This window comes from Bacillus sp. V5-8f (assembly GCF_002863565.1).
Taxonomy (GTDB): domain Bacteria; phylum Bacillota; class Bacilli; order Bacillales; family DSM-1321; genus Peribacillus.
Genome location: NZ_PGUW01000002.1, coordinates 154815 through 179466, shown reverse-complemented (window position 1 = coordinate 179466; position 24652 = coordinate 154815). Strand labels below are relative to the sequence as shown.

The 24652-nt window shown below is 38.2% G+C and carries 20 protein-coding genes and 1 riboswitch; of the genes, 8 read left to right on the top strand and 12 right to left on the bottom strand.

What is annotated here, in order from left to right:
• On the bottom strand, nucleotides 1–660 hold the full coding sequence (queC, locus tag CUU64_RS02560; RefSeq protein WP_101631711.1) for a 7-cyano-7-deazaguanine synthase QueC: 660 nt from the start codon (nucleotides 658–660) through the stop codon (nucleotides 1–3).
• A 56-nt stretch (nucleotides 661–716) separates the two neighbouring features.
• Nucleotides 717–759: riboswitch (PreQ1 riboswitch) on the bottom strand.
• A 260-nt stretch (nucleotides 760–1019) separates the two neighbouring features.
• Entirely contained in the window at nucleotides 1020–1784 is a 765-nt protein-coding gene (locus CUU64_RS02555; protein ID WP_101631710.1) for a DUF4931 domain-containing protein, read from the bottom strand.
• Nucleotides 1785–2394: 610 nt separating this feature from the next.
• On the opposite strand from CUU64_RS02555, the gene CUU64_RS02550 reads away from it, so the two are divergent.
• The 4 genes from CUU64_RS02550 (at nucleotide 2395) to CUU64_RS02535 (ending at nucleotide 5344) form a co-directional block, all read left to right on the top strand.
• On the top strand, nucleotides 2395–3183 hold the full coding sequence (locus CUU64_RS02550) for an HAD family hydrolase (RefSeq protein ID WP_101631709.1): 789 nt from the start codon (nucleotides 2395–2397) through the stop codon (nucleotides 3181–3183).
• A gap of 99 nt (nucleotides 3184–3282) precedes the next feature.
• Nucleotides 3283–4086: a LysR family transcriptional regulator gene (locus tag CUU64_RS02545; protein WP_257985381.1), complete on the top strand. Its 804-nt coding sequence runs from the start codon at nucleotides 3283–3285 to the stop codon at nucleotides 4084–4086.
• Nucleotides 4087–4283: 197 nt separating this feature from the next.
• Nucleotides 4284–4652: a CidA/LrgA family protein gene (locus CUU64_RS02540; protein WP_101631708.1), complete on the top strand. Its 369-nt coding sequence runs from the start codon at nucleotides 4284–4286 to the stop codon at nucleotides 4650–4652.
• On the top strand, nucleotides 4649–5344 hold the full coding sequence (locus CUU64_RS02535) for an LrgB family protein (protein ID WP_257985380.1): 696 nt from the start codon (nucleotides 4649–4651) through the stop codon (nucleotides 5342–5344). Before CUU64_RS02540 ends, CUU64_RS02535 begins: the two co-directional genes overlap by 4 nt.
• A gap of 73 nt (nucleotides 5345–5417) precedes the next feature.
• On the opposite strand, the gene CUU64_RS02530 is transcribed toward CUU64_RS02535, so the two are convergent.
• Nucleotides 5418–6140, bottom strand: a complete 723-nt coding sequence (locus CUU64_RS02530) for a CBS domain-containing protein (protein WP_101631707.1) — start codon at nucleotides 6138–6140, stop codon at nucleotides 5418–5420.
• A 414-nt stretch (nucleotides 6141–6554) separates the two neighbouring features.
• Between CUU64_RS02530 and CUU64_RS02525 the strand changes: the two genes are divergently transcribed.
• Nucleotides 6555–7601 (top strand): lactonase family protein, encoded by a 1047-nt coding sequence (locus tag CUU64_RS02525; RefSeq protein ID WP_101631706.1) that lies wholly within the window; start codon nucleotides 6555–6557, stop codon nucleotides 7599–7601.
• Nucleotides 7602–7752: 151 nt separating this feature from the next.
• Nucleotides 7753–8796 (top strand): LLM class flavin-dependent oxidoreductase, encoded by a 1044-nt coding sequence (locus CUU64_RS02520; RefSeq protein WP_101631705.1) that lies wholly within the window; start codon nucleotides 7753–7755, stop codon nucleotides 8794–8796.
• A 208-nt stretch (nucleotides 8797–9004) separates the two neighbouring features.
• Here the strand turns inward: CUU64_RS02520 and CUU64_RS02515 are convergent, their stop codons facing one another.
• The 5 genes from CUU64_RS02515 to CUU64_RS02495 all read right to left on the bottom strand — a co-directional run bounded on the left by CUU64_RS02515 (nucleotide 9005) and on the right by CUU64_RS02495 (nucleotide 17773).
• Nucleotides 9005–10339, bottom strand: a complete 1335-nt coding sequence (locus CUU64_RS02515) for an NCS1 family transporter (RefSeq protein ID WP_180954441.1) — start codon at nucleotides 10337–10339, stop codon at nucleotides 9005–9007.
• 407 nt (nucleotides 10340–10746) lie between these two features.
• Entirely contained in the window at nucleotides 10747–11991 is a 1245-nt protein-coding gene (locus CUU64_RS02510) for a hydantoinase/carbamoylase family amidase (protein WP_101631703.1), read from the bottom strand.
• 20 nt (nucleotides 11992–12011) lie between these two features.
• A complete protein-coding gene (locus CUU64_RS02505; RefSeq protein ID WP_101631702.1) occupies nucleotides 12012–13784 on the bottom strand; it encodes a hydantoinase B/oxoprolinase family protein in 1773 nt (590 codons plus the stop codon).
• A 2-nt stretch (nucleotides 13785–13786) separates the two neighbouring features.
• A complete protein-coding gene (locus tag CUU64_RS02500; RefSeq protein ID WP_101631701.1) occupies nucleotides 13787–15859 on the bottom strand; it encodes a hydantoinase/oxoprolinase family protein in 2073 nt (690 codons plus the stop codon).
• A 195-nt stretch (nucleotides 15860–16054) separates the two neighbouring features.
• Nucleotides 16055–17773 (bottom strand): sigma-54 interaction domain-containing protein, encoded by a 1719-nt coding sequence (locus tag CUU64_RS02495; protein WP_101631700.1) that lies wholly within the window; start codon nucleotides 17771–17773, stop codon nucleotides 16055–16057.
• A gap of 408 nt (nucleotides 17774–18181) precedes the next feature.
• Between CUU64_RS02495 and CUU64_RS21815 the strand changes: the two genes are divergently transcribed.
• On the top strand, nucleotides 18182–18334 hold the full coding sequence (locus tag CUU64_RS21815; RefSeq protein ID WP_180954440.1) for a hypothetical protein: 153 nt from the start codon (nucleotides 18182–18184) through the stop codon (nucleotides 18332–18334).
• Nucleotides 18335–18591: 257 nt separating this feature from the next.
• Nucleotides 18592–19197: a CAP domain-containing protein gene (locus CUU64_RS02490; RefSeq protein WP_101631699.1), complete on the top strand. Its 606-nt coding sequence runs from the start codon at nucleotides 18592–18594 to the stop codon at nucleotides 19195–19197.
• Nucleotides 19198–19438: 241 nt separating this feature from the next.
• Here the strand turns inward: CUU64_RS02490 and CUU64_RS02485 are convergent, their stop codons facing one another.
• The 4 genes from CUU64_RS02485 to CUU64_RS02470 form a co-directional block, all read right to left on the bottom strand.
• The gene (locus CUU64_RS02485) at nucleotides 19439–20929 is read right to left on the bottom strand and encodes a hypothetical protein (protein ID WP_101631698.1); all 1491 of its coding nucleotides are present in this window, start codon (nucleotides 20927–20929) and stop codon (nucleotides 19439–19441) included.
• 167 nt (nucleotides 20930–21096) lie between these two features.
• Nucleotides 21097–21336 carry an acyl carrier protein gene (locus CUU64_RS02480; RefSeq protein WP_101631697.1) on the bottom strand — a complete coding sequence of 80 codons (240 nt, stop codon included), beginning with the start codon at nucleotides 21334–21336 and terminating at the stop codon, nucleotides 21097–21099.
• On the bottom strand, nucleotides 21333–23117 hold the full coding sequence (locus tag CUU64_RS02475; RefSeq protein WP_101631696.1) for an HAD-IIIC family phosphatase: 1785 nt from the start codon (nucleotides 23115–23117) through the stop codon (nucleotides 21333–21335). Before CUU64_RS02475 ends, CUU64_RS02480 begins: the two co-directional genes overlap by 4 nt.
• A gap of 39 nt (nucleotides 23118–23156) precedes the next feature.
• Complete coding sequence (locus CUU64_RS02470; protein ID WP_101631695.1) at nucleotides 23157–24410, bottom strand: surface carbohydrate biosynthesis protein; 1254 nt, start codon at nucleotides 24408–24410, stop codon at nucleotides 23157–23159.
• Nucleotides 24411–24652 lie beyond the last annotated feature (242 nt).

The window sequence follows — 24652 nt, the reverse complement described above, 5'->3', positions numbered from 1 at the left end:
CTAAAACTCCTTTCTGTGTTCCAAATATTGATCAAGTCCACGCTTGCGCAGCTTGCATGCCGGGCATTCTCCGCAGCCATCAGCGATGATGCCGTTATAACATGTTAGCGTTTTTTCCCTGACAAAATCGAAGGCTCCCAGCCTATCTGCGAGCTCCCAGGTTTGGGCCTTATCGAGCCGCATTAAAGGAGTATGAATGACAAAAGGGTAATCCATCGAAAGATTTAATGTAACATTTAGGGATTTAATGAAAACATCCCTACAGTCCGGATAGCCGCTGAAATCCGTCTCACATACACCTGTTACGATGTGTTTGGCCCCTATTTGCTTTGCTAGTACTCCGGCAAATGAAAGAAATAACAAATTCCGTCCCGGCACGAATGTTGAAGGCAGTTCCCCCTCTTCTCCCTCAGTGACTTGAATATCATTTCTTGTCAGTGCATTAGGGGCAAGCTGGTTTAAAAGAGACATGTCTAATATATGATGCTTTATGCCAAGCTCGTTTGTTATATTTTTTGCACATTCGATCTCGAGACTGTGCCGCTGATTATAATCAAAAGTGACTGCTTCAATCTCATCAAATTGTTCCATTGCCCAGAACAGGCATGTAGTACTATCCTGGCCGCCGCTGAACACGATGACAGCTTTTTCTTTTTTCATAGTTAACTAGAACTTCCTTTCATTAAAAAAACAGCACCACTAAGAAAGCAGTCCTGTTTTCCTTAGTTTTTTTGAGAGGGTAGCTAGAACCTCTTCCGAATGTACGGATTTTATTCAATTAACACAAATAGTATAGTAACAATATTTTAAGATTTTCACAAATCTTTTTCTTAAAAATGAGTGAACAATGTTATAAGTGGATAGATGCATCCATCCACCTTCGGCTCCATCAATCCCTATCGCTTTCAAACGGTTCGTTTACTTTTCAAATTTACAACTGTACAAATTTTTTTCGGGCATGCCGCTTCGACCTAGTTGAGGATTTACTATGTGGAAATAGCAGGAGTGAAAATTAAGGCTTAAGAAAAATATATACTCTTGATTTGGTCTGCTACATTTTCGATATCATTTGGAACCTGCGGGATCATATACCCGATAAAATAAGGAGAAGAAACGAACCTTGGGATAATTTTGCAAGCTATATACGAATCCATATGATAAAAAAACAAATTGTAGCTCTCACATTTAAACTGGAAATCGTTTAATAGAAATTTGACTGCTGCTTGAACACAATCTGCCATTTTTCTTACTTCATTCATATCCTGAATCATTACATTGAACTCGTAAAACCCGATAATCGGATTGTTGGATAGCGTAAATAACACCTTTTCATTTTGGTAGATCGAGATCCCTTCAAAGTGCTTTTCATTAATTAACTCTTTATAATCAACTTTCTCAAGCCCAACAATTTGCATATGCGGGTGCCTAATTGTACCTCCTGACAGACGGCCATGATTCTTAAATAACACCACCGAACGGTATACACCACTTTTCTCCATCTCCATCCAATGTCTAACAGCAAATGTGAACAATTTATGTAGATGTTCTTTTGGATATATAGATAATTCATCAGCACACTTATCCGTCTCAATTAGCACCGTTTGAAAAGTGTTTTGTAATGTTTTGTATTTATTCTGCAATAAAATGAGTGGCCCCTCTTGCGCTATGATATTCTCAAGGTTTTCTATTGCACAAAATGGGCAAGCTGTGGACTTGTTAGCAAGTGTCTGCGGCTTTTGTTTCCCTAAATGTGTTATAAAATGCAGCTGATGTTCCGTATCCATGATTCACCTCTAAAAAAGCATTCTTACAATATCTCCATTTGTTATATTCGCCTCTTCGTTACTATATTCCTTTATAAACAATCTAATTAAAGGAGCACTAAAACCGAAATCAAGGAACCCACTGAAAAAAAGGCTTTCCGCCTTCCATTGATTGGCGCATTAATTGCTACAAAAGATTTTTGAAAAGCCCAACAGAGAATTTTCAACAAGACTTTTAAGCATCATGCCTGATTGAAGAGAACATAACCCTTTTTATTTATTTCACTTAATGAGAATACTTTCAAAAACCTGTACAGAAACTGGTTATAGTATTTCCAAACTTGATACCGATAGAAGTTTCTACTCGAATTTAACGTCTTCAAAATATGTTTGTAACCATAAAATGAGTATTTGTGTCTGATTTAACCAGCATATGCCGTTAGCAATATGGTTTTTATCATTTTGTCCATTCCACATCATTATTAAAAAAAGTATCCGGATGAGAATCTTTGGTGTAACAAGATGTTGTTTAAAAAATTTGAATGTACTTTTTCCTTTTGTAAAGGGGTTATTGGAAAAGAGTTCATTTCCGGTATATCATGGTAAGGACGCAAAATAGAAGGAGTACATGATGGAAACTTATAAAATAGTTTTTTTGGATATTGATGGAACGATTATGCGGCCGGATGAAACGATTGAAGAGTCGACCAAAACGGCAGTAGCCCAGCTCCAGCAAAAAGGAATTGAGATTGTGCTTGCCACGGGCAGGCCGCTTCATGAAATTGCTGATATTGGAGAATTACTGGATGTAGATTCTTTCATTGGCTATAATGGCGCTTATGCAATTTATCAAGGCCAAGATTTTTTTAAAAAGCCGATGAGCAGAAGATCTGTTGAATTTTTCCTGGTAACTGCAAGGGAAAACGGCCACGAGCTTGTGCTTTATTCAAGTTCAAGAAATCATTTTACAACGTTGGAAGGCCCTGTTGTACAACGGTTCATGGAGCAATTTCATTTAAAAAAGAATCACAGAATAGTATCTGGTGTGCTTAATGACATCCTGGGAATTACCATTATAGGGTCTTCAGAGAACGATGCAGAACTCTATAAATCGGAGGAAGGGATTTATTTATCCCAAGTGAATGTTGAAGGCTTTCGAAATTGCTTTGATGTAATTCGTACTAATGTAAATAAAGGGACAGGTGTTACAGCTTTGTTAAACGAGCTCGATATCCCCCGTTCGGGAACCATTGCGTTCGGAGACGGAATGAACGACAAAGACATGTTATCTGCTGTTGGTGAAAGCTTTGCAATGGGCAACAGTTCGCCCGAACTATTCTCTTACGCAAAGCATAAAACTACCGATGTAACTGATTCAGGCGTCTATAACGGCTTAAAATCCCTTGGATTGTTGAAATGATTGTTCGGGAATCGGTATAAATACATAATCATAGGGGTAAACGTAAGGATGCTGAATGAAGAATGCAAGTTATAATTAAAAGTTTCGGAGATGGCAGACATGGAATTGCGGCAGCTTAAATATTTCTTGGAAGCAGTAAAGCAAAATAATATCACAAGGGCTTCGGAGCAGCTGCATATTTCACAGCCGGCCCTAAGCAAAATGATTAAAAGTCTTGAGGAGGAAGTCGGAATGCCTCTCCTCCTTCGTTCCAATAAGACAGTTGAGATGACGGATGCCGGGCAAATCGTATATGAATATGCCCAAAGAATCCTTGCCCAGGTAGATGAAATGAACACCACATTAAATGATATGACAAGCCTTATGCGCGGCCAGATTAATATTGGCCTTCCTCCCATTATAGGGAGCCTATTCTTTCCCAAGGTGATGTCAGAATTTCATCGGCAATATCCAAATGTAAAAATAAACATCACTGAATATGGAGCGGCAAGGGTAGTAAATAGTGTGGAACAGGGCGAGTTCGAGCTTGGTGTGGCCGTTCTTCCTGTGGACGAAGATCAATTCGATATTTATCCGATAGTAAAGGAAGAATTAAAGCTGCTGGTACCACAACAACACCCTTTATCAGCTAGGAAAGAAGTGCACATTAAAGAACTCCAGGAAGAAGATTTTATTTTTTACAGTGAGGAATTTGCCCTTTATGATATCGTCCGGAAAAAATGCATTGAAGAAGGTTTTGAGCCAAAGATTCTGTTCAAAAGCTCCCAATGGGATTTCATGACGGAAATGGTGGCCGCCAATTTAGGAATCACGCTCTTGCCTGAGTCAATATGCAGCAGGGCAGAAAATAAACAAGTCAGCATTATGAAGCTGCACCCGGTTTTTCCTGGCACTTGGCCTTAATAACGAAAAAGGAACGCTACATTTCCTTTGCTGGCAGGGCTTTTATTCAATTTATGGAAAAGGAATTCAATCATAACTTTTAGTTATATGAAAGATAATAAATATATATTTCACGAATGCTACTTTTCATTGTAACATTACCTAGTGATAAAAGTGACGGATCCATCTGGTCTGTCCTTTTAGGAAGGATGTTACTAATGAAAATAGGAATAATTATTATACAGATACTGTTTATTCACGTATTTCTGTTTTTAGGAGCGGCGATCAAACAATTGTTGCCGATTCCGATTCCCGCTTCGATGATTGGGCTGGTCCTTTTGTTGGCAGCTCTTATGTTGAAAATAGTAAAGCTTGACTGGTTGGAAAAAGGAGCAAACTGGCTGCTAGCCGAACTGCTTCTATTTTTTATCCCATCTGCAGTAGGAATTGTCAACTATGATGAAATTCTTAGCTGGCAGGGGATTGAGGCTGTTCTGTTAATTGGAATAAGTACTTTTATCGTAATGGGCTGTACTGCATATGTTTCAGAAAAACTGGACCGTAAAGAAAGAAGGAACGCAAGTTGAAAACACTTATTTTTACACTCGTAACCGTTATTATTTATATGTTGGCGAAACGTGCCTATAAAAAGTGGTCCTTCCCCTTCTTGCATCCTTTATTGATCGGTCCGCTTGCAATCATTCTATTGATTTCGGCAGCAAAAGTACCAGCATCCGAGTATCTGGAAGGATCCAAATGGATTTCCCACCTGCTTGGACCGGCCACGGTAGCATTTGCCGTACCAATATACAAACATATGCACTTATTGAAGAAATACAGCAAAAACATACTGCTTAGCATTACAACTGGAACGCTTGTTGCTATTTTTTCTTCTTTTGTTCTGTCCCTGTTTATGCATTTAAGCCCTGATCTTGTTGTCAGCATCTTGCCACGCTCCATCACTACTCCGATTGCAATTGAGGTTTCAAGAGAAATTGGGGGGCTGCCGGCATTAACGACAGTGTTTGTTATCTTTACCGGAGTAATAGGCGGAATCATCGGCCCTTCCGCGATCAAGTGGCTATCGATCACTTCCCCGGTTGCCAGGGGCTTGGCCCTTGGGATGGGCGCACATGGTGTGGGAACCAACAAAGCCAGGGAATATGGCGAGCAGGAAGCAACATTTTCAACACTTGCCATGATTCTCGCTGCCTGGATCACCATGTTTTGGGGGAACTCGCTAATCCCATTAATGACCAGAATGATACCTCAAATGTAGCATAGTACTACGAAAAGCGCTGAGGCTTCACCCTCAGCGCTTTAATCGTTAACGGACAGTAGTCCTATCCCCCCTATTCACCTATCTCTGCTTCAAGTAAGTCCCAGGAGGTAATGATCCCATTAGGCTGCTCCTTTTTAGATCCCGATTTGGTAATCAGTATAGCGTCTACTTTCTGGTTTTTAGATTGGAATTCTTCAAAAATATCCTCTATTTCGAACAAGCTGCTATCCTGTGATACAAACAGAACATTGTGTTTTTTCTTTTCATTAAACAATTCCCTCACGTTTACTTGTTTCAGATTCATGCTGTCATTAGAAAAATGTTCAGCCAGGTATTTTACAATTTCAGCTGATGTTAACAGCCACACATATTCACCGTTAGCATTATATACAGGAAACTGGGAATGGGATTCTTTTTTGATCGCTAGTAGCACATCAGACAGCTTGTCCGACTCATGAAAATAAGTAACCGGTTTTGTTGAAATCGAAAGTGCAGATGCAGGTTTTTCAAACTCCTCCGCAATGCTTTCGATTTTCTCCACGATATCAAGGTGAGGATCAGCTATATAGTATCCTTCCTCTATCTTTTCATGGACGATTGCATTTCTCAACTTCGCAAACTGGGCTAAGTCATGTTCATAAAAACGGATAAACGCATGGTTTTTCCCTTTGTATACCAAATCCGTAAATTTATCGCTTCTTGCATTTTTTACTGTCTGCATCAATGCTTTATGAATACGATTGAATGCTGCCTCAAACCGCTCCGATTGGCTCTTTTTAGTTTTTGTGGCCATCGTCATCTCTCCTCGCAAAATAGTATGCTCACTCCTTGATAATTCCCTTTCTATACAATTTTCTAACACGTTCACGATATCCAATTTGCCATCTTCTCTTCAACAGCTAGCTAATAAAATCACTTACAAATAATCATGTAAGTAACCTGACGAAACAATTGAACAATAACTATGGTTCGGTTATATAAAGAAACAAGGTTTTTCTGATGGAGCCCTCTTTCCCCTAACTTTTTATATCCTTAATATGGTTACTAATTTTTCCAGCGAATAATTAGTGGAGTATTTATCATATTCACCGTTTTCCAGCTTCATATAATTTAACTCTGCCTTCTGTATACAAAAAGGTGTGAAATTCTTAAAAAAAGGTTAATTATGATAAAATAGAAAAGATATTTGTTTGGAGGCGATCATGACGTGAAATTAAAAGGTTATATCGGGACATACACAAAAGGTGATAGTGAGGGTATTTATACCTTTACTCTTGAAACAGAAAACGGAAAGCTAAGCACAGCTACACTTGCCGCCCGATTAGAAAATCCTACATATGTGACAGTAAGCAAAGATAACAGAAATTTGTTTGCTGTAGCCAAGGAAGAGGATTCTGGCGGAGCAGCCGCATACTCGATACAAGAGAACGGAGAACTTTCTTTGCTTAACAGTATAGTAACTGAGGGTGCTTCCCCCTGCCATATTGATGTTGATAGAGCCAAGCGGAACATTGTGACTGCGAATTATCATAGAGGGACAGTGGAATCCTACTTAATTGAAAATGAGGAAGGAGCCATAACCGACCGCTCTTCTATTATCCAGCATGAAGGTATGGGACCAAATAAAGAAAGACAGGAAAAGCCGCATGTACATTATTCTGGTTTTACTCCTGACGAAAGATATGTTGCAGTTGTCGACTTAGGAACCGACAAAATTGTTACTTATCAATTAACGGATCGCAAATTAACGGAAATTCAATCATTAAGCGTAAAACCTGGAAGCGGTCCGAGACATTTGGTTTTCCATCCAAACGGTAAATATGCTTATGTAATGACTGAGTTAAGCAATGAAGTAATTGCTTTAGCATATAATAACGAGGATGGCAGTTTCAAAGAACTTCAATACCTATCAGCCATTCCGCAAGATTTTACTGAAAATAGCCAAGGAAGCGCCATCCGAATATCCGCTGATGGGCGTTTTGTCTATGCTGGCAACCGTGGACATAACAGTATTGCTTTGTTTGCTGTGGACCAGGAAACGGGCAAATTGGAGTTTGTAGAGCACACATCCACCGAAGGGAGCTGGCCACGGGACTTTGAGATTGACCCAACTGGAAAGTTTGTAGTTGCATCCAATCACGAATCACACAACCTTGTCCTTTTCTCCAGGAATGAGGAAACAGGTCGATTAAGCTTAGTTCAGTCTGATGTAACTGTCCCATACCCGGTTTGCGTGACGTTCTTACATGTTTAATTTCTCATATATTTCGCACAATACTTCTATGCAGGATGAGCAGTTTTTTTGCTCATCCTTTTTTAAATCGATATAATTTTGTTGGTTATCAAAAGTAAGTATCGGTAAATTTGTAATGTTACAGTACTTTTTTTAGAAAGAAGATGAAAGTATGTCGAATGGAAGCAACCAAAAGAAATTAAGTGATATTAAATTTTCTGTGCTTGACCTCTCCCCTATTGTGGTCGGGGGAACTGCTTCAGATGCGTTAAAAAACACTCTTGACTTGGCACAGCATGTCGAGAATTGGGGATTTACCCGTTACTGGCTCGCTGAACACCATAATATGACTGGAATTGCCAGTTCTGCTACCTCAGTTGTCATTGGCCATGTAGCTGGGGGCACATCGAAGATTCGCGTTGGATCAGGCGGCATCATGCTTCCAAATCATGCCCCACTTGTTATCGCTGAGCAGTTCGGAACACTCGAGTCCCTCTATCCTGGGCGGATCGACCTTGGACTGGGTCGCGCACCAGGAACTGACCAACTTACCGCTTATGCTTTGCGTCGGGACAAAATGAGTAATGGCGAGGATTTTCCTGAACAAGTTGAAGAGCTCCGTTCTTATTTAAACCCGGCGTTGGGATCAAACAACAACCATGTAAGAGCCGTTCCAGGTGAAGGGCTAAATATCCCAATCTGGCTGCTTGGCTCAAGCGGTTTCAGTGCCCAAATGGCAGGCCAGCTTGGACTTCCATTCTCATTTGCTAGCCACTTCTCGCCAAAAAACACTCTTGGTGCACTAAGGTTATACCGAACAAGCTTCCGTCCATCTGATGTATTGGAAAAACCATATGCAATGGTTGGGGTCAACGTCATAGCAGCTGATAGTGATGAGAAAGCAAAACGCCTTGCCACGTCCATGCAGCAGCAATTTTTAGCACTAATCCGTAATAATCCCGGCCAATTGAAACCACCAGTTGACAACATGGATGAACTATGGACACCGTATGAAATGGCGGCCCTTGAGCAGCAGCTTGGCTCATCCATAATTGGAGGACCAGAAACAGTTAAGGAGAAATTGCAGGCATTCCTAGATGAAACCCAGGCGGATGAAATGATCATCAACGCCCAAATATTTGACCATTATGACCGTCTGAGATCTTATGAAATTGTTTCTGAAATTACTGGAATTAAACCGGCATCCAATCAATAACCAATTTTTTTCACCGGAGGTAAGCGATGTTTCAGAAGCTTGCCTCCTTTTTAATTAAGTATCTTCGATGTATTTTGTTTAGATGGAGGATAGTATAGAAAGACTTTTGAAGAAAATTCTCAAAAAAGAGTATCATAGAAAAAATGCTTGATTCATACTTTAATATGTACCAAGCACTTTCAGTATAAAAGCAAGATTCTTTTTTTCGTTACGCGACTACTTTTCCGGATTTTTGCGCCTTATAGGACGGAAGAAATTGATATCCAGCCCAATAAATGAATGCGCTAATTGGTAAACCAACCATCCAGGAAATTTCAAGGAAGACGATACCGAATACTCCTCCAATGATAAGCGATCCCAGCCCTAACCAATTATATTTTATTGTATCCTGATATAGTGCGTCTATGTTTAGCTTTTGTTTGTGGACCAAGTAATAATCCGCTATTAATATGCCCAGCAATGGCCCAAGGAAAGCGGAGTAAAATGCTATGAATGTGTTAAAAGCAGAGCTGGTTATTAAAAGCCAAGGGAAGGTGACAATACTTAGAATTCCTACAATAATTACCGATACTCCCCAGGATAGATTGAAAGTTTCCATTAATACGAGTGCGGGCGGCTTAATATTAATTGTTAAATTACTTGTGAATTGTGCCACAACGATAAAAATCATCATCGCTACTGCTACAGCTGGGTTAGGAATGACAGATACAAGTGCTTGTACCGGATCCCATATGCCAGTAGCAGCTGCTGCTAAAACACCGATTACAAGCATGATTATATACATAGGGACAATTCCAACCAAATGTCCGATCCAGTTATACCTAGGCTTATTTTCCAAATAACGGCTTAAATCTCCATTATTAATGACAGCTGTTATTAAAACACCCACTGAGGCGGTTATTGCAGCATAAAATGGCATTCCCCAAGTTCCTTCTGAGCTCCAGCTACTAGCAATCTTTAACCCTCCTACATTAATTAACTGCACAGTAATGTATATTAAAAAACCTAGTACGACAATAGATAGCAAAGAGTCGAACCACTTAATAGAATTCATTCCAAAGTATGCGATCATAGTTTGGATAACTTGAAATAAGATAAAATATAACCAGATATTGCTATATCCCCAAATCGTTTTTGTTATATAATCAATAGCTGCAGCACCGATCCATGAACCAATCCCATACCAGAATACAGCTGGCAAAACCCTTATCAGCGATGCAATTCTCGCACCGTTATATCCAAAAGATGACCGTGCCTGGACAATAAACGGAATTCCATATACCAATCCGGGCTTTGAATTGATGACAAACAATGCACCGGTTAAAACAGCTGAAATAATGGTTACTACCCCTGCTTGAAATAAATTCAATTTTCCGGCAGGAGGAAGATACGATTGGCCGATCATAAAAATTTGAATAACAACCATGGAAGAAATCCAAAGTGTTATGTAGGTTGTCAGGCCAAAAAGGCGATTTTCATTCGAGACTGGATTTAATGATTCCCTTTTTGAGCTACTGGTGATATCCGTATTGTTGTGTCCCATTAATATCATTCCCTATCTTTTTTTTAATTTTCCAAGTCTGATTCAAAAGTGTAAAAATGAACAAGAATTATAGCTCGTGAATGCAACAGCATATGCCAATGTTGATTTATCATAAATAAGTAGAAATACTGAACAGTGAAACTTAAATTTCGGGCTGTTCAATTATTTCATATAATGTATTCCTCACAGCAGGAACTCTTCCTAAATCTAGAATCAACCGATTAAATTCTTCTGGATCCATGTCTCTTCGAAAGGGGCACCAGCTGAACGGGTAAGTAAAGAAAAAAGCCAAAAACCAAATACAAAGAGTTACTAAAGTCCTTGTATTTTTTAATATAATGAATATTCTGAAATTTATAAGATGAAAAAATTTTGTACGGCAGCCAGAAATGGCTGCCATACGCAGTTTAAATATGCTCTAAAACCGATTCATAAAGAACCTGTGTTCCAGTAACAATATCATCAATTTCTGCCCATTCTTTGGGCTGGTGGCTGATACCACCCCGGCAACGGACAAACACCATGCCAATTTGTGTGATTTCCGCTAGTAACATGGCATCATGACCGGCGCCGCTAATCATAACAGGAGCCTCTATCCCCAGCGATTTACAGGCTTCCTTTATTGTTTTAACAATGTTCTCGGAGCATTTCACTGGGTCAATATTAATACTCCTTTCAATCTCATATTCTAATCCTCTGTCTTTACATACGTGATTGATCTTTTCTTCTATTTTCTTAATAGTATTGTTTCGTCTTTCCAGATCAATGTCCCTTATATCTAGCGAAAATTCAACTGACTGAGGAATAATGTTACTTCCCCCCGGGAACGCCAATATTCTGCCTATTGTACCTACAGCAGGTGCTTCTGGATCTTCTTTGCAAAGACGTTCCACCTCTATGATCACTTCTGCAGCACCCGGCAAGGGGTCTTTACGAAGACTCATGGGTACGGTCCCAGCATGCCCTGCTTCGCCTTTTAACTTCACATTGAGCCAGGATGGACCAGCTATACCGCTAACAATCCCTACCGGATAATTATATTTTTCCAAATATGGCCCCTGTTCAATATGAATCTCGAAGTAAGCTTTAATATCTCCGTTTTTTCTGATTGACTCTTCTTTCAGGTCTGGATTAATCCCAAAACCAAAAGTTTTCAAGGCCTCGTACCTTGAGATGTTGTTGTCATCAACCATTTTTAAATCATCTTCGGAGACTTTCCCCACCATTCCTCTGCTGCCGAATAAACCGTCATTGAATCTTGAACCTTCCTCTTCGCAAAAAGCGACCACTTCAATCGGATGTTCATGTACGGTATTTGATTCCGTTATATTATGAGCTATTTCTATACCGGCAAGTACCCCAATAATTCCATCAAATTTTCCGCCATTTCGGACCGAGTCTATATGGGAACCGATCATTACCGGTGGCAGGCCAGGTTTGTTTCCTTCTTTGCGGCCAATTAAATTCCCAAAGTGGTCATGAGAAACAGTAAGGCCCGCTTCCTTCATCCATTCAGAAACTAATAGAGTTGCTTCTCTATCTTCATTTGTCAATGCAAGACGCTGGACACCGTTATCTTTTGTCCTGCCTATTTCACCTAGGTTTTCTATACGATTTTGTAACCTTTGTCCATTGATTGCTATAGTTTTCATGGAATCCTCCAATTCTTACCTTAGCGTTTTCTAAGTTGGTTAGTCTTCTGATAATCTATTTCATTCGACTCTGTAATGGCGACTCCATAATATTCTAAAGCATTTTCTCTAGTAATGAAGCCATCTAGATAGTCTGAAAGAACTTTTTCGGGCTCCCGTTCTAGTGGATCCCCGTAGCCGCCCCCACCCGGGCCGGTCAATTGAATCTTGCTTCCCGCTTTTGCAGTTCTGTTTGGAAGCTTTGAAGGGAGTTTGATTGGTTCTTCTGTTACACTTTCTTGAATGGTCAAACTTCCGACAGAACCAGATTTCCCTCCATCAAAACCCCAAGGAGCGAATTTATGTCCATCCGCTTCAACCGAGAAACTGCCATCAGACAAGAAACTGATTTCACGAACGGACCCTATGCCGCCACGCCATTTTCCAGGGGCACATTCATTATCTTTCAGTTCATAACGCTCTACTCTTAAAGGATAATGGGATTCGATATCCTCGATTGGGTTATTTCTAGTGTTTGCATACAGAGTATCAACCGCATCCATTCCATCTTTGCCATAGCGGCCTCCATAGCTACCTTCCATTATATCCATATAAACCCAGTAATTCTCATCCTTTTCGCCGCTGAAGGCAACAACTTGAAGGTTTCCGACACCAGCACTTACTTGGTGTGGAACTACTTGGGCCAATGCTTTCATTAGTGTATCTGCCACGATATTTCCTGAATTGAATCGTGCAATCGTTGGAGCCGGGAAAATCGGATTGCAAAGTGTACCTTTAGGTGCGATGATCTGGATAGGGCGGACCAGCCCTGAGTTTTGCGGGAAACTTCCATAAATTGTAGAGTCCAATATTATAGATCGTAGAGTTAGATAAATTGCTATATCTACAGTTCCCAATAACGGCATATTTACCGGCCTGTCTTTTACTTGTGGACTAGTGCCTGTTAAGTCCACAATCATATCGCTGCCGGTTATCTTAACGGTTACTTTAATTTTTAAATCCTTTTTGGCAGGATCGTCACTATCCAGATATCCATCCAAATAACCTTCTGCTGAGTATTCTCCATCCGGAATCTTTTTAATTGCTTCCCTCATCATTTTTTCTGAGTAGTTCATTAATTCTTCACTTGCCGCCACGACTGTGTCCAAACCAAATTTCTCTATGATTTCAATATATCGTTGGGCACCGATTTTAGCCGCTGCAATTTGCGCTTCCATATCCCCGACAACCATTTTAGGTGCACGGATGTTGTCCATCAGCATATCCCAGACATAGCGGTTCTTCACACCTTTTTCATACACTTTAATCGCCTTGAACTGAAGACCTTCCGCATATGCATCAACCGCATCTACAATCCCACAGCTGCCGGGAGTAGAAGATCCGATATCCAAATGGTGTGCGGTAGTAACGGAAAATCCAATTAATTCGTCCTGATAAAAAACAGGGATACAAAATCCTACGTCAGGTCCATGGGAAGCACCGTGGTATGGCGAGTTATGCATAATTACATCACCAGGATAAAAGGAATCATTACGTTCCTCCATAATTTGACGGATTCCTTTAATGTATCCAGGGATTGGACCGGACTGCAATGGCGTACTATGGGTCGACTCGCATAATTGCTGTCCTCTTATGTCGACCAATGCGCACCCAAAATCCTCAGATTCCCTAATTATGCTTGAGTAAGCCATCCTTGCAAGCTTATGCCCCATTTCTACTGCTACATTTTCCAATGCACCAAGAACAACCTGAACGGTAATAGGATCAATTTTTTTTGTTTCGACTTGTGTCATCTTTATACACCTACCTTAATAATCATATTTCCGTATTCCTCAACATAAACAGTACAGCCAGGAGGAATGACAGTCGTTGTGTCTTTTTGAAGCACAATGCATGGACCATGGAATTCTTCACCAACTGGAATTTTTTCACGTTGATAGAATTTCGTTTCTATTTTTTCAAGGTTTCCATTAGTATTGAAGATAGTTTCGCCTGTTTTTAATAATGCATTTTCCAGCGTGAACTCATGGTTAATTACCTGTTTTTCGATCTTCGGCATAAAACCTGTCCCAGTTACGCGGATATTTACGATTTCAATTGGGCTTTCCAAGAAATGATGTCCATATTCCGCTTTATGGCTTTCATGGAAATTATTAAAGGCTTCCATGATTGTTTCTTCATTTAGAATGCCGCTTGGCAAATCAATCCGTAATTCATACCCCTGGCCTGCATAACGAGCATCAGCGCTTCGATGTATCTGGATCTCATTCTCCGCAACTCCATCTTCTTTCAATTGATTAATAAGTTGGGTTTCAAGTGTTTGATAATCTTCATTAAGACGATTAAAATCCATATTAATGCTTAACATAAATTCTGTTTTGATGACGTCATATTTTAAATCTGTCGTTAAAAGCCCTGTGGCAGAGTTGATGCCTGGATATAAAGGTACAATAACCTCAGGAATGTTTAAGATTCTTGCAACATCAACAGCATGGAGCGGACCAGCGCCACCAAAAGCAACCAATGAGAATTCCCTTGGGTCTTCACCTTTTTGAATGGTTTTTTCACGTATGGCATTCGCCATATTGTTGTTCATGATTTGGAGGATACCCTCAGCAGTTCTTTCCCTTGTTAAATCCAATTTTTCAGCTAATTCGTCAATAACCTTATAAGCGGCATTTGTATAGATGCTCATCTCTCCACCAAGGAAGTTGTGTTCATCAATTCTACCAAGTACTACATTTGCATCACTTACTGTTGGCTTTAACCCGCCATGGCCATAACAAGCAGGACCCGGACGTGAACCAGCGCTTCTTGGCCCTACCTTAAATGCACCGCCTTCATCAATGTGTGCTATGCTTCCTCCCCCGGCCCCAATAGTATGAATATCGATCATTGGTACCATAACAGGGTAACCTGCGATCCATGTATCACGGGCTGAAGATTCGCTATACCCACTATCGGTAATAATACCAATGTCTGCACTTGTACCTCCAACGTCGAAGGTAATCAATTTCTGCCTGTTCGTTAACTCACCTGCCCAGGCGCCTCCTAAAATACCTGCAGCAGGACCTGAAAGCAGTGTATTTACAGGTTTTTCGGAAACTGTCTTAGGTGTTGCCACACCGCCATTTGACGCCATTATATGAAGTTCAGCAGACATGCCGGAATCTTTCAAGCGCTGTTCTAAGTTTTGAATATAATGTTTTACTTTCGGGCCAACAAATCCATTTATTGCGGCAGTGGTAAACCGCTCGAATTCACGGAATTGTGGAGAAACCTCTGAAGAAACTGTCACAAACGCTTCAGGGTATTCTTCTTCGATAATTTCTTTTACTCTCTGTTCATGTGCTGGGTTAATATAGGAAAATAGGAAGTTTACAATAATGGAATCTACACCCTTTTCCTTCAGCGTGGCAACAGCCCCGCGAACTTGATCTTCCTCTAATGGCTTAATAACCTGGTCCTTGGTTGGACCCATGCGTTCTGAAACCGCCAATCGATTCCGCCGTTGGACCAATGGTCTAGCTTGCCAAGGAATATCCTGCATGATGGAATGGTTTTGTGGCCGCTGGTGCCGGCCGATATGTATGATGTCCCTATAACCTTCCGTCGTTAACATCCCGGTTTTGGCTCCGTCGTATTCAAGAATCGCGTTTGTTGCAATTGTAGTGCCGTGAAAAACGTGATCAATTTCCGATTTGTCAATATTTTGCCGTTCACAAAGTTCTAGAATTCCCTGAACCACTCCATTTGAGGGATCCTCCAATGTTGTCGGGACTTTATGGATTGCTGTCATTCTCTTTTCTGTATCGTTAAAAATGACATCCGTAAAAGTTCCTCCGACGTCTACTCCAAATAATTTCATATTCCAGTGCCCCCTTAATTGGTTGTCGTCTAATATAATGCAAGAACCGTGCCAACTCATTAAACACCCAAATATTAAAGAACATGGTATTTTAATTCATTTCAGGATTGCATTTTTGCAATTTATATTTCACTTTAAAATACTGTAATTTCAGAATATTTATTAAAGTAAACGTTATCAAAATGTATTGCAAGATTACAATTGAAATTGCAATTTTGCAACGTTAATTCCGTATTTTTTAACTTTTCTGGTAATCGTAGAAGCATCTACGCCTAATTTCTTACTTGCTTCTTTCATTGTAGAGGAGGATTCTAAAGCTTTCATGAGAAGTTTTTTCTCAAATTGTTCTACTTCCTTTTTTAAGTGTACATTTTCCTTTATTTCATCTTGTACTAGTGCCACAGCCTTTGTGAGTTTATCAGGAAGATGCATTAATTCGATATGACGGGACGGAACGGTTAGGACCAGCCTTTCAATTGTATTTTGTAATTCTCTTACATTCCCTTTCCATTCATGATCCGTCAAACACTGTATCACTTCCTGGTCTAAGGTTTTATAATGATTGTATTTTTCAGCAAATACTTTTAAAAAGTAGGTTGCTAGAAATGGGATGTCTTCTTTCCGTTCAGATAACGGTGGAATAGTTATTGGTAAAACAAACAATCGATAGAATAAATCTTCTCGAAACTTTCCTTCCTTCACCATTTCTTCGAGGTTACGGTTTGTAGCAGCAATAAACCGCACGTCTACTTTAATGGGTTTTGTTTCTCCAAGCGGAGTAAATTGTTTTTCTTGTAACAGTTGAAGTAATTTTGACTGTAAATTAAGTGGGAGTTCTCCAATCTCATCTAAAAACAAGGTTCCTTGATGCGCTGCATGAGCCAATCCTTTTTTTCCATCTTTATTCGCACCAGTAAATGTACCTTTTGCATAACCAAAAAGCTCTGATTCCATAATGCTTTCAGGAATTGCCCCGCAATTGACCTTTACGAATGGAGCATCTTTCCTATTACTTAAATTATGTATGGTTCTAGCCATTACTTCTTTTCCAACACCGGTTTCTCCATGAAGAAATATCGTGGCATCAACATCGGCAACCCTGCATGCCAGCTCATAAACCTTTTCCATCGCCTTAGATTTAACTATCATCTCATTGTCTTTTTTCTGAAGCATCCTAAGTTCTTGCTGGTAGTAATCCAATGCATTTTTTGTCTCTTCCAGCTTTTTTTGCAAGTTCTCAACTTCAGTAACATCTTTTGAGATGTTAATAACTCTATTCAATGATCCATCTTCATTGAAGATCGGGTGGCCCTCCACTAGTAACCGGCGACCGGATTTCGTTACTTGATTCATCGTGACCTTGCGCTTTTTCTCGATGACTTCCTTTGTGGAAGACACATCAATTACACCTTGCTTTTGTAATGTAAAAGCAGTCCGTCCAATGAAATCATGCTCTTTGATCCCCAAAATCTGTTCGCAGGCATTATTGACCCGCAAAACAATCCCCTTGGCATCAGTGATGGTTACTAATTCTCCACTTAGATTCATAATGGCTTGCAGTTCTTGACTTAATTCAAGCACTTTTGGAGAATTACTTATCAGTTCATGGTAAACATCCGAGGGAAAAAATAAAATGGCGCCATACTTCCCATCAACTAAAGGGATATTTATTAAAGACATATGAATGGAATCACTTGTGATGGAAAGTTCGTCTATTGTGATTTTGCACTCCCCGAGTTTTATGGCCTTTATAATACTGCTGTTAGGCAATACATCTTGTATTAATTTCTTTTTAATAGTAGAAACGTTGAGAATGCTCTCGCTATATTTATTTCCAAATTGGATATTACCTTTAGAATCAACTACCAGCAGGCCAAAAGGAAGATCTTCCCCGATAGCAAATACATCAATCAATTCAATCTCCTCCCATCAGAAAAATTTCTATATGTAATAGTAAAAGTAAACCAAGATTTTTAGAATTCATTATATACCTTTGTATCAAAACCTTAAAGGAAAATTAAATTGTTTTGGATTTTATTGGATTATCATCTAAAATTTGTTTAAATGATAATCGTTTTATTTACAAAAAATCGGGAATATATTGAATGTAAGCCAATACAATATGAAGGGACTGGTCAAATTGAAAGGTTTAACAGCGACTTCAAGAACTGTATTGAGTGAATCTATCTCACGGTTTGCGACCCAAACGAAAGGCACTCTGGTTAATAATCGTTGGACGCAGAGTTAGGGCCTGAATAAGGCATTGCAAGTAGTGAAGAAAATGCATGGAAAATCAATACCAAAAAGGAGGGACTGGAAAACATGAGTTTGACAGCGACTTCGACACGTGTATTGAGAACAGGCAATCAGAAAAAGCGATTTGTTTGGATTACAAAAGGAACACTGGTTGATAACCGTTATATTTGGAGGACAGGTCGAAGTTTAGATGGTTATTCATCGGAAATCTACTTTTAGTTGAATGCAGAAGCCCATGCTGATTGGTATGGGCTTTTCATTTGTACGTCTTTATAATTTTGCTTCCCCCATCCCCCATGAACAAGTTTCTTTTTTAATTGTTAGTGATGGTATTCCAGCTATCCAAATGATTTTTCGATTAACCCAATTTTCTCATGAGCTTTTTATAAGAATTGAGATTCCTATATTTGGTCGTGTACCCACTCTCTTTTTTATAGCATAATAGACTTGCATATAAAACCAGAGGAGGAATCAGAATGAAAAAGGGAATTCTGGCAACAGTACTTGCTCTATCTTTGCTCCTTCCAACAACTGCACTAGGAGCCGGTACATATAACGTTGTTGGCGGTGATACTTTTTGGAAGATTGCAGCCAAGCATCAAGTTGGAGTATCAGAACTAATTAAAGCAAATCCACAAATAAGCAATCCAAATTACATAAGAGTTGGACAAACGGTTAATATTCCGACAATAGCAAGCCAATCGGTTGAAGCGCAGGTAGTAACTCTTGTAAACAAGGAACGTGCAAAAGTTGGCCTTCCTGCGTTGAAATCTGACTGGGAGCTATCAAGAGTAGCACGTTTTAAGTCGGAAGATATGCGCGATAAGCGATATTTCGATCACAACAGCCCTACTTACGGCTCACCCTTCCAAATGATGAAATCTTTCGGGATTAATTACGGCTATGCAGGGGAAAACATAGCGGCGGGCCAAACAACCCCGCAGGCTGCAATGTCAGCATGGATGAACAGCCCTGGACATAAAGCGAATATACTTAACAGGAATTTCACGCATATTGGTGTCGGTTATGCCAAGGGCGGATCTTACGGACATTACTGGACACAACAATTTATTAGCAAGTAAATCGAAGGCAGCCACCTGGCTGTCTTTTATTAATTTATACGAATTTGCGTTTGATCTTCTTGTTTCTTCTAAATTAGATTGTTCTCAGATCACCTTTCTATTTGTATTAGCTGCTTTTCACAACATACTTTTTAGCAGGTGTGAATTATACTTTAACTAGAAAAATCAAACAGGAGCCGTTTGCTATTCGGCTCCTTTCTAAAACTTATAATTTGTAAACAGGTAAATGTGTTTCCCTGTATTATTCAATCTCGTAGTTTGATAAAAAGGAAATTGGATCAGACTCTATATACTTTAATTTTTTTGCCAGATTGCTTAGAGAAGAATTTTCACTTACTCTTACAGGATCATCTAACAACTTAAGCCATTCTGTTAATTTATTAATTGACTCCAAATTAACTATTCCTTGTTCAAAAGCAAATTGAGCCAAAGAATCTAATTGATTCAATACATCATCATTAAATCTGCTTTGCTTACTGCTGAGTTCCTTGATACTGGCTAATTGATTTACTGTAGCTTCATTGACTCTCCCTTGATTGGAAACGAAATCCTTTAAACTATCTAACTGCCGTAACGTGTCTAAATTAAGTTTCCCCTGTTTTTCTGAAAATTCCTCCATTTTGACAATATCCTGTAATATTTCGTTAATTAATGTGTTTTGCTTATCATCGAATTTTTTCGATTGAGTGAATTTCTGTAAAGCATCACTATTAAACAACTCTTGTTCTTTAACAAATTCATCAATTCTCAACAAATGATCTGCCGTTTCACCATTATTGATTTTTTGTTTCCTAGCAAAATCTACTAGTACGGCTATTTCATCAGACGTATTATGATTAAATTGTTCTTGTCTTGCGGTAAAGTCACATAGATTTGCTAAGTGATCGAGTGTTTCGTTATTCAGTCTTTGTTGTTTGTCTTTGAAATCATGCAAATCGGACACGTCGTGGGATATATCATTATTGAAAATATCTTGGTTCGCAGCAAATTCATTAATTTTAGTTAGGTGTTCGGTCACTGTGTCATTTGTTTTTCTTTGCTTGGCATTCATCTCATATAGCTGACCCACTTGGTCAGCTGTAATGTTATTAAAAGTCTCCTGCTTTGAAGTGAATTCTTCAAAGCCGGCTAGTCGTTCAGAAATTTTGTCATACTCTGTTCGTTGCTTGGTGTTGAGATCATATACTTGGGTTAACTGTTCAGATATTTGATTATTGAAATTATTATGCATTACCGTGAACCCTTGTAAGTTATCTAACTGTTTAGATGTTTCCTTATTTCTTCTTCTTTGATCCTCAACAAAATCTTTTATGTCGGAAAATTCAATAGAGGCGTCAGCATTTAATACTTCTTGTTCGGTTCTAAACTGTTTCAAGGATTCTATTTGCTTAATTGTATGTGAATTGACAGACCCTTGTTGACTTGTAAAGTGCTGCACCTTTCTCAAGTGTTCCTCTGTGTCCGCATTTAAGGACTTCTGATTTGTTATAAAGTGTTGTATCCTTTTTAGCTGGTCTTGGCTAATTTGAGATTTTTGCTGTAAATCGTAAAATGCCTGATTTGCTTTTGTTAATCCATCGGTAAATCCAGCCATTAATTTTCCTTGTTGCTCCATATAACGAGAAAATTTATTTTCTAAGTAAATCCTTTGATTATTATGGGTTTGTTCATTGTATGGAATCAAAGGACCGTTTTTGATTGGTAAACGTCTATTTAGCCATGGTGTTCTCACTATTATAACTCCCTATCGTAAAGCCTTTTGTCATACCTTATGATAACAGCTGTATATTGGTTACAACGATAGGGTGTCATGAAGAGGGATATAGTAAAAAGTTTACCTGTTAATATAAGAAGAAACCGAAAGCCCTCCCCTTCCTGCTTTTGTATTAAGGGAACAAGCTACTTTCCTTTTTCAATTTTGTCCTGAATTAAAGTTGCTATCGAACTAACACTTTTAAATTTGTCTATCTCATCCATACTTATTTGAATATCAAACTCATCACTTACAGCGACGATCATGCTCACTGTAGCTAGAGAGTCCCATGCTTTTAAATCGTCACTTGTGGTATGTTCATTAATAATTAGTGCCTCATCATCGAAAACGTCCCTAAATATTTGCTGTAATTTTTCTAAAATCATTCATATTCCCCTCTTGCTATAAAACTATTTTTCTTCTCATTTGCTTTTTTGACTTCCATAATCCATTTGCCATGACTATCAGATTCTTCAACTGCTTTAAAGCCCAGGTTTCGATAATGGTCTTTTACCATATTGTTTTTTTGTGTTTTATAATAATACCCATAAATTCTTTCAATCCCTTTTTTTATGCATTCCTCAACTATTGCATCAAACATTGCTTTTTCCATATCCCTTTTTAAAACCCTGCAGCTCATGAGCCACAAATCAATATGCAATTCTTTCCCTTTGACATCACCAATAACTACAGTAATTAAGCCATTATCGCCGAACTTATCCTTAAGCCTTCCATAAAGCGGAATTTTATTTTTAGATTTACTTATTTCTTCAATTTCCGTTAAGGTATATCTTTTTGTTGTAAGATTAAATTGATTTGTTTTATTGGTTAATTGCGAAATCCTTTCTAAATAGATGGGTTTAAAGTAATTAATATCTGCAATCATATTTAACGATTTTAAATAGTCACCGTAATCCTTGTATTTTGACTTTATTTCTTCTCTCTTCTTATTTAATTCATAAAAGTGGTTTCGCTGTAAATCCTCTTTAGAAATACGGATTGGCTCAAAGTAACCATTTCTATCGATAAAATCAATAAACTTTTCTACATTCTGCCCAATGTCAGGAACAGACACATCCGGTAATTGAGATTTTACAATATCTCGTTCTGCAGGATTATCATCGATAAACACAAGACTGTCGATTCCGATGTTAAGTTCTTCAGATATTTTATTAATGTTTGAGAATTTAGGTTCCCAGTTGGCTTTTATATTTGAAATGTTTTCTTGTTTGATTACCATTTCAGGGTGACATAATCCTGCAATAGCGTTTTCGTAATCATTTTTTGATGCGATCGCCAGAGTGATTCCCTGTTTATGCAATTTTTCAATATATGCTTGAAACTCTGAAAAAGCCTCTGCAATGGCAGTTTCTTTCCCAATTTTTATATGATCGACACCGTCATCCCCGATAACTCCCCCCCATAGGGTATTATCAAGATCTAATACTAAGCATTTTTTTGATTTACCATAAGCAGATTTGACGATTGTGGAAATATTTTTAGCTAAATACGGTATGGCATGATAAGAAAGGGCATATTTAAAGTTGTACCAAAAAGATAAATCATGCCATTGTTCAAGTCCAACCCATGAAGATAAATAGTTAATATCATTAATCAAAACATTAGTATTCATCTGGGCATACTCTGAAAGCATTATATTTAGTTTAGTTATAAAATAAGTGAATCCATTAATATGAGCTGTATCCAAATTCCCTAAGCTTCTGTTTCTAGGATAATCAAAGTTATTTTGAATAATTAAACAGTTATGATCAGCAATTGCTTTTTCCCACATAAATTTAAAGGAGTCAAACTCTTTTTTTAGCTTGTTCTGTATCTGATCATTATTGTCATTGATTTCAGGCTGGTTGAGGATGTTCCTATAAGTGGTATGAATATAAATAATATCGGGGCTGAATTTCTTTAGTTCATCACTGAACATAATATCCTCATAATATTTATTAAAACTTGACTCGTAAAAGTCAGGTCTAATTCCTTCATTTAACAAAAATAGCTCTAACATATCCTTTATTTCTGACGTAGTAGAACCACCTAGAATGGCTACTTTTTTGTGTATAAAGATTCCTTTTTGAAGAAGCTCTTTTTTGATGGCCCTTTTCTTTCGGAGTAAATAACCGGTATCCAACGGATATTCAAATAAATCACTCATGCTCTACACTCCGTATCTTTATTAAATCCCTAAGTTGAATTATTGGGGTTTTATTACAAAAAAGTTTCGATCTATTTTTTGAATAATCATTTTGTTTTCGTTTTTTTCTATTTCATCCAATTTATGAAAAAAATTCTTTATTTGTTTTTCGATAAAAAGAGAATCATTGTATATTTCCTCTTCATTTGATGATGCATCGGACACTTGTAAAAGCGATTCCTTCAAGGGGTCCCTACTGTTGACATCCAGACTGTCTAATAAACGTATGATATTTTCATAAGCATAATTATCGTTCATAGCAGCATAGTAGTTAGATAGAATTTCTTTTCGTTCTTTAATGAATCGCATTTCTTCCTTGATTTCGATTTTTCCTTTTGACAAAATTGAATCGATATAAGAATTCAATTCATTCATATTCTTAGCCTGATAACTAACTGCATCTGCCAGGAATTCATCAATATGCTCCTCAAATGTAACTGGCATATATGAGATTACCGGATGATTCAGTAAAAAAGTCTCGATTCCGGTTGTGCATCCATTGTGAATAACTAGTTTAGAAGCTAAACTCCACTTCACTACAGTTCCTTCACGGACTACGTATATATTCTTATAATTCTCAAACTCTTGCTGATAACTGGAAAAAGTTTCGCGCGGATGGGGTCGGACAACAAAATTTAAATTTGGATAATTTTGGCTTAAGTCTTTTGTCATTTCAATAAAATGTTCATAAAGGGATTTTATAAATTTATGCTTTGGGTTGAATCCTTTCGAATGATTGTAAAGGCCAAATCTCGTATTAATTAAAACAAAATCGCCAAACTCTTTTTTTATACTTTCGGCTTCACTTTTATATATTTCACGAAACTTTTCCTTTACAAGATCGAAACGGGGATGTCCTGTTAAGTGAACTTTTTCAGGATGTCCGTACGCTTTAACAAGACAATTCCTTTGATGGTTTCCCCAACAATATATTTGATCGACTAAGTTAAAATAGTCCTCATTTATTCTATGGCGTAAAAAAAATTCTTCATTGAAAATTAATCCTTCCTCGTCCATTTCAACGACAGCGTGACCCAAATTTTTCGCTTCAAACAAAGGACCTTTTTTATTTTTTGGATAACCTTTTGACACAAAGATCCCTTTTGGTAAATATGCAGAGTTTTGATACAACTTGTGTTGTTTAGCAATAATTACATTATAATTTTGTTTTACAGCATAATAGGTTAGAAGTAATTTCCCATCTAACTCCCTTATTATGATTTCAATCGGCAAATAAAGCCATTTTTCTGACATGAGAAACTCCTTTCCAGAACTTCCGAATATATAACCTTTATATTACTCCAATATATTCATCTAATGAGAAGTGGAACACAGGCAAAAGCGTAAAATAACTAGGTTTTTATTCCATATAAATTTGGAGCTTCAGTACTGAATAAATCACCAGTAATTTCATCAGGCCGTTTCATAATAACTACCTCGGAATACTTCCTCACAATTTCGGAAATTTAATCTGAATCCGTACTAACAGATAATGG

Coding starts and splice junctions, on each gene's coding strand:
- queC (WP_101631711.1), bottom strand. CDS start 660: ATGAAAAAAGAAAAAGCTGTCATCGTGTTCAGCGGCGGCCAGGATAGT.
- CUU64_RS02555 (WP_101631710.1), bottom strand. CDS start 1,784: ATGGATACGGAACATCAGCTGCATTTTATAACACATTTAGGGAAACAA.
- CUU64_RS02550 (WP_101631709.1), top strand. CDS start 2,395: ATGGAAACTTATAAAATAGTTTTTTTGGATATTGATGGAACGATTATG.
- CUU64_RS02545 (WP_257985381.1), top strand. CDS start 3,283: ATGGAATTGCGGCAGCTTAAATATTTCTTGGAAGCAGTAAAGCAAAAT.
- CUU64_RS02540 (WP_101631708.1), top strand. CDS start 4,284: ATGAAAATAGGAATAATTATTATACAGATACTGTTTATTCACGTATTT.
- CUU64_RS02530 (WP_101631707.1), bottom strand. CDS start 6,140: ATGGCCACAAAAACTAAAAAGAGCCAATCGGAGCGGTTTGAGGCAGCA.
- CUU64_RS02520 (WP_101631705.1), top strand. CDS start 7,753: ATGTCGAATGGAAGCAACCAAAAGAAATTAAGTGATATTAAATTTTCT.
- CUU64_RS02515 (WP_180954441.1), bottom strand. CDS start 10,339: ATGGGACACAACAATACGGATATCACCAGTAGCTCAAAAAGGGAATCA.
- CUU64_RS02510 (WP_101631703.1), bottom strand. CDS start 11,991: ATGAAAACTATAGCAATCAATGGACAAAGGTTACAAAATCGTATAGAA.
- CUU64_RS02505 (WP_101631702.1), bottom strand. CDS start 13,784: ATGACACAAGTCGAAACAAAAAAAATTGATCCTATTACCGTTCAGGTT.
- CUU64_RS02500 (WP_101631701.1), bottom strand. CDS start 15,859: ATGAAATTATTTGGAGTAGACGTCGGAGGAACTTTTACGGATGTCATT.
- CUU64_RS21815 (WP_180954440.1), top strand. CDS start 18,182: ATGAGTTTGACAGCGACTTCGACACGTGTATTGAGAACAGGCAATCAG.
- CUU64_RS02490 (WP_101631699.1), top strand. CDS start 18,592: ATGAAAAAGGGAATTCTGGCAACAGTACTTGCTCTATCTTTGCTCCTT.
- CUU64_RS02480 (WP_101631697.1), bottom strand. CDS start 21,336: ATGATTTTAGAAAAATTACAGCAAATATTTAGGGACGTTTTCGATGAT.
- CUU64_RS02475 (WP_101631696.1), bottom strand. CDS start 23,117: ATGAGTGATTTATTTGAATATCCGTTGGATACCGGTTATTTACTCCGA.
- CUU64_RS02470 (WP_101631695.1), bottom strand. CDS start 24,410: ATGTCAGAAAAATGGCTTTATTTGCCGATTGAAATCATAATAAGGGAG.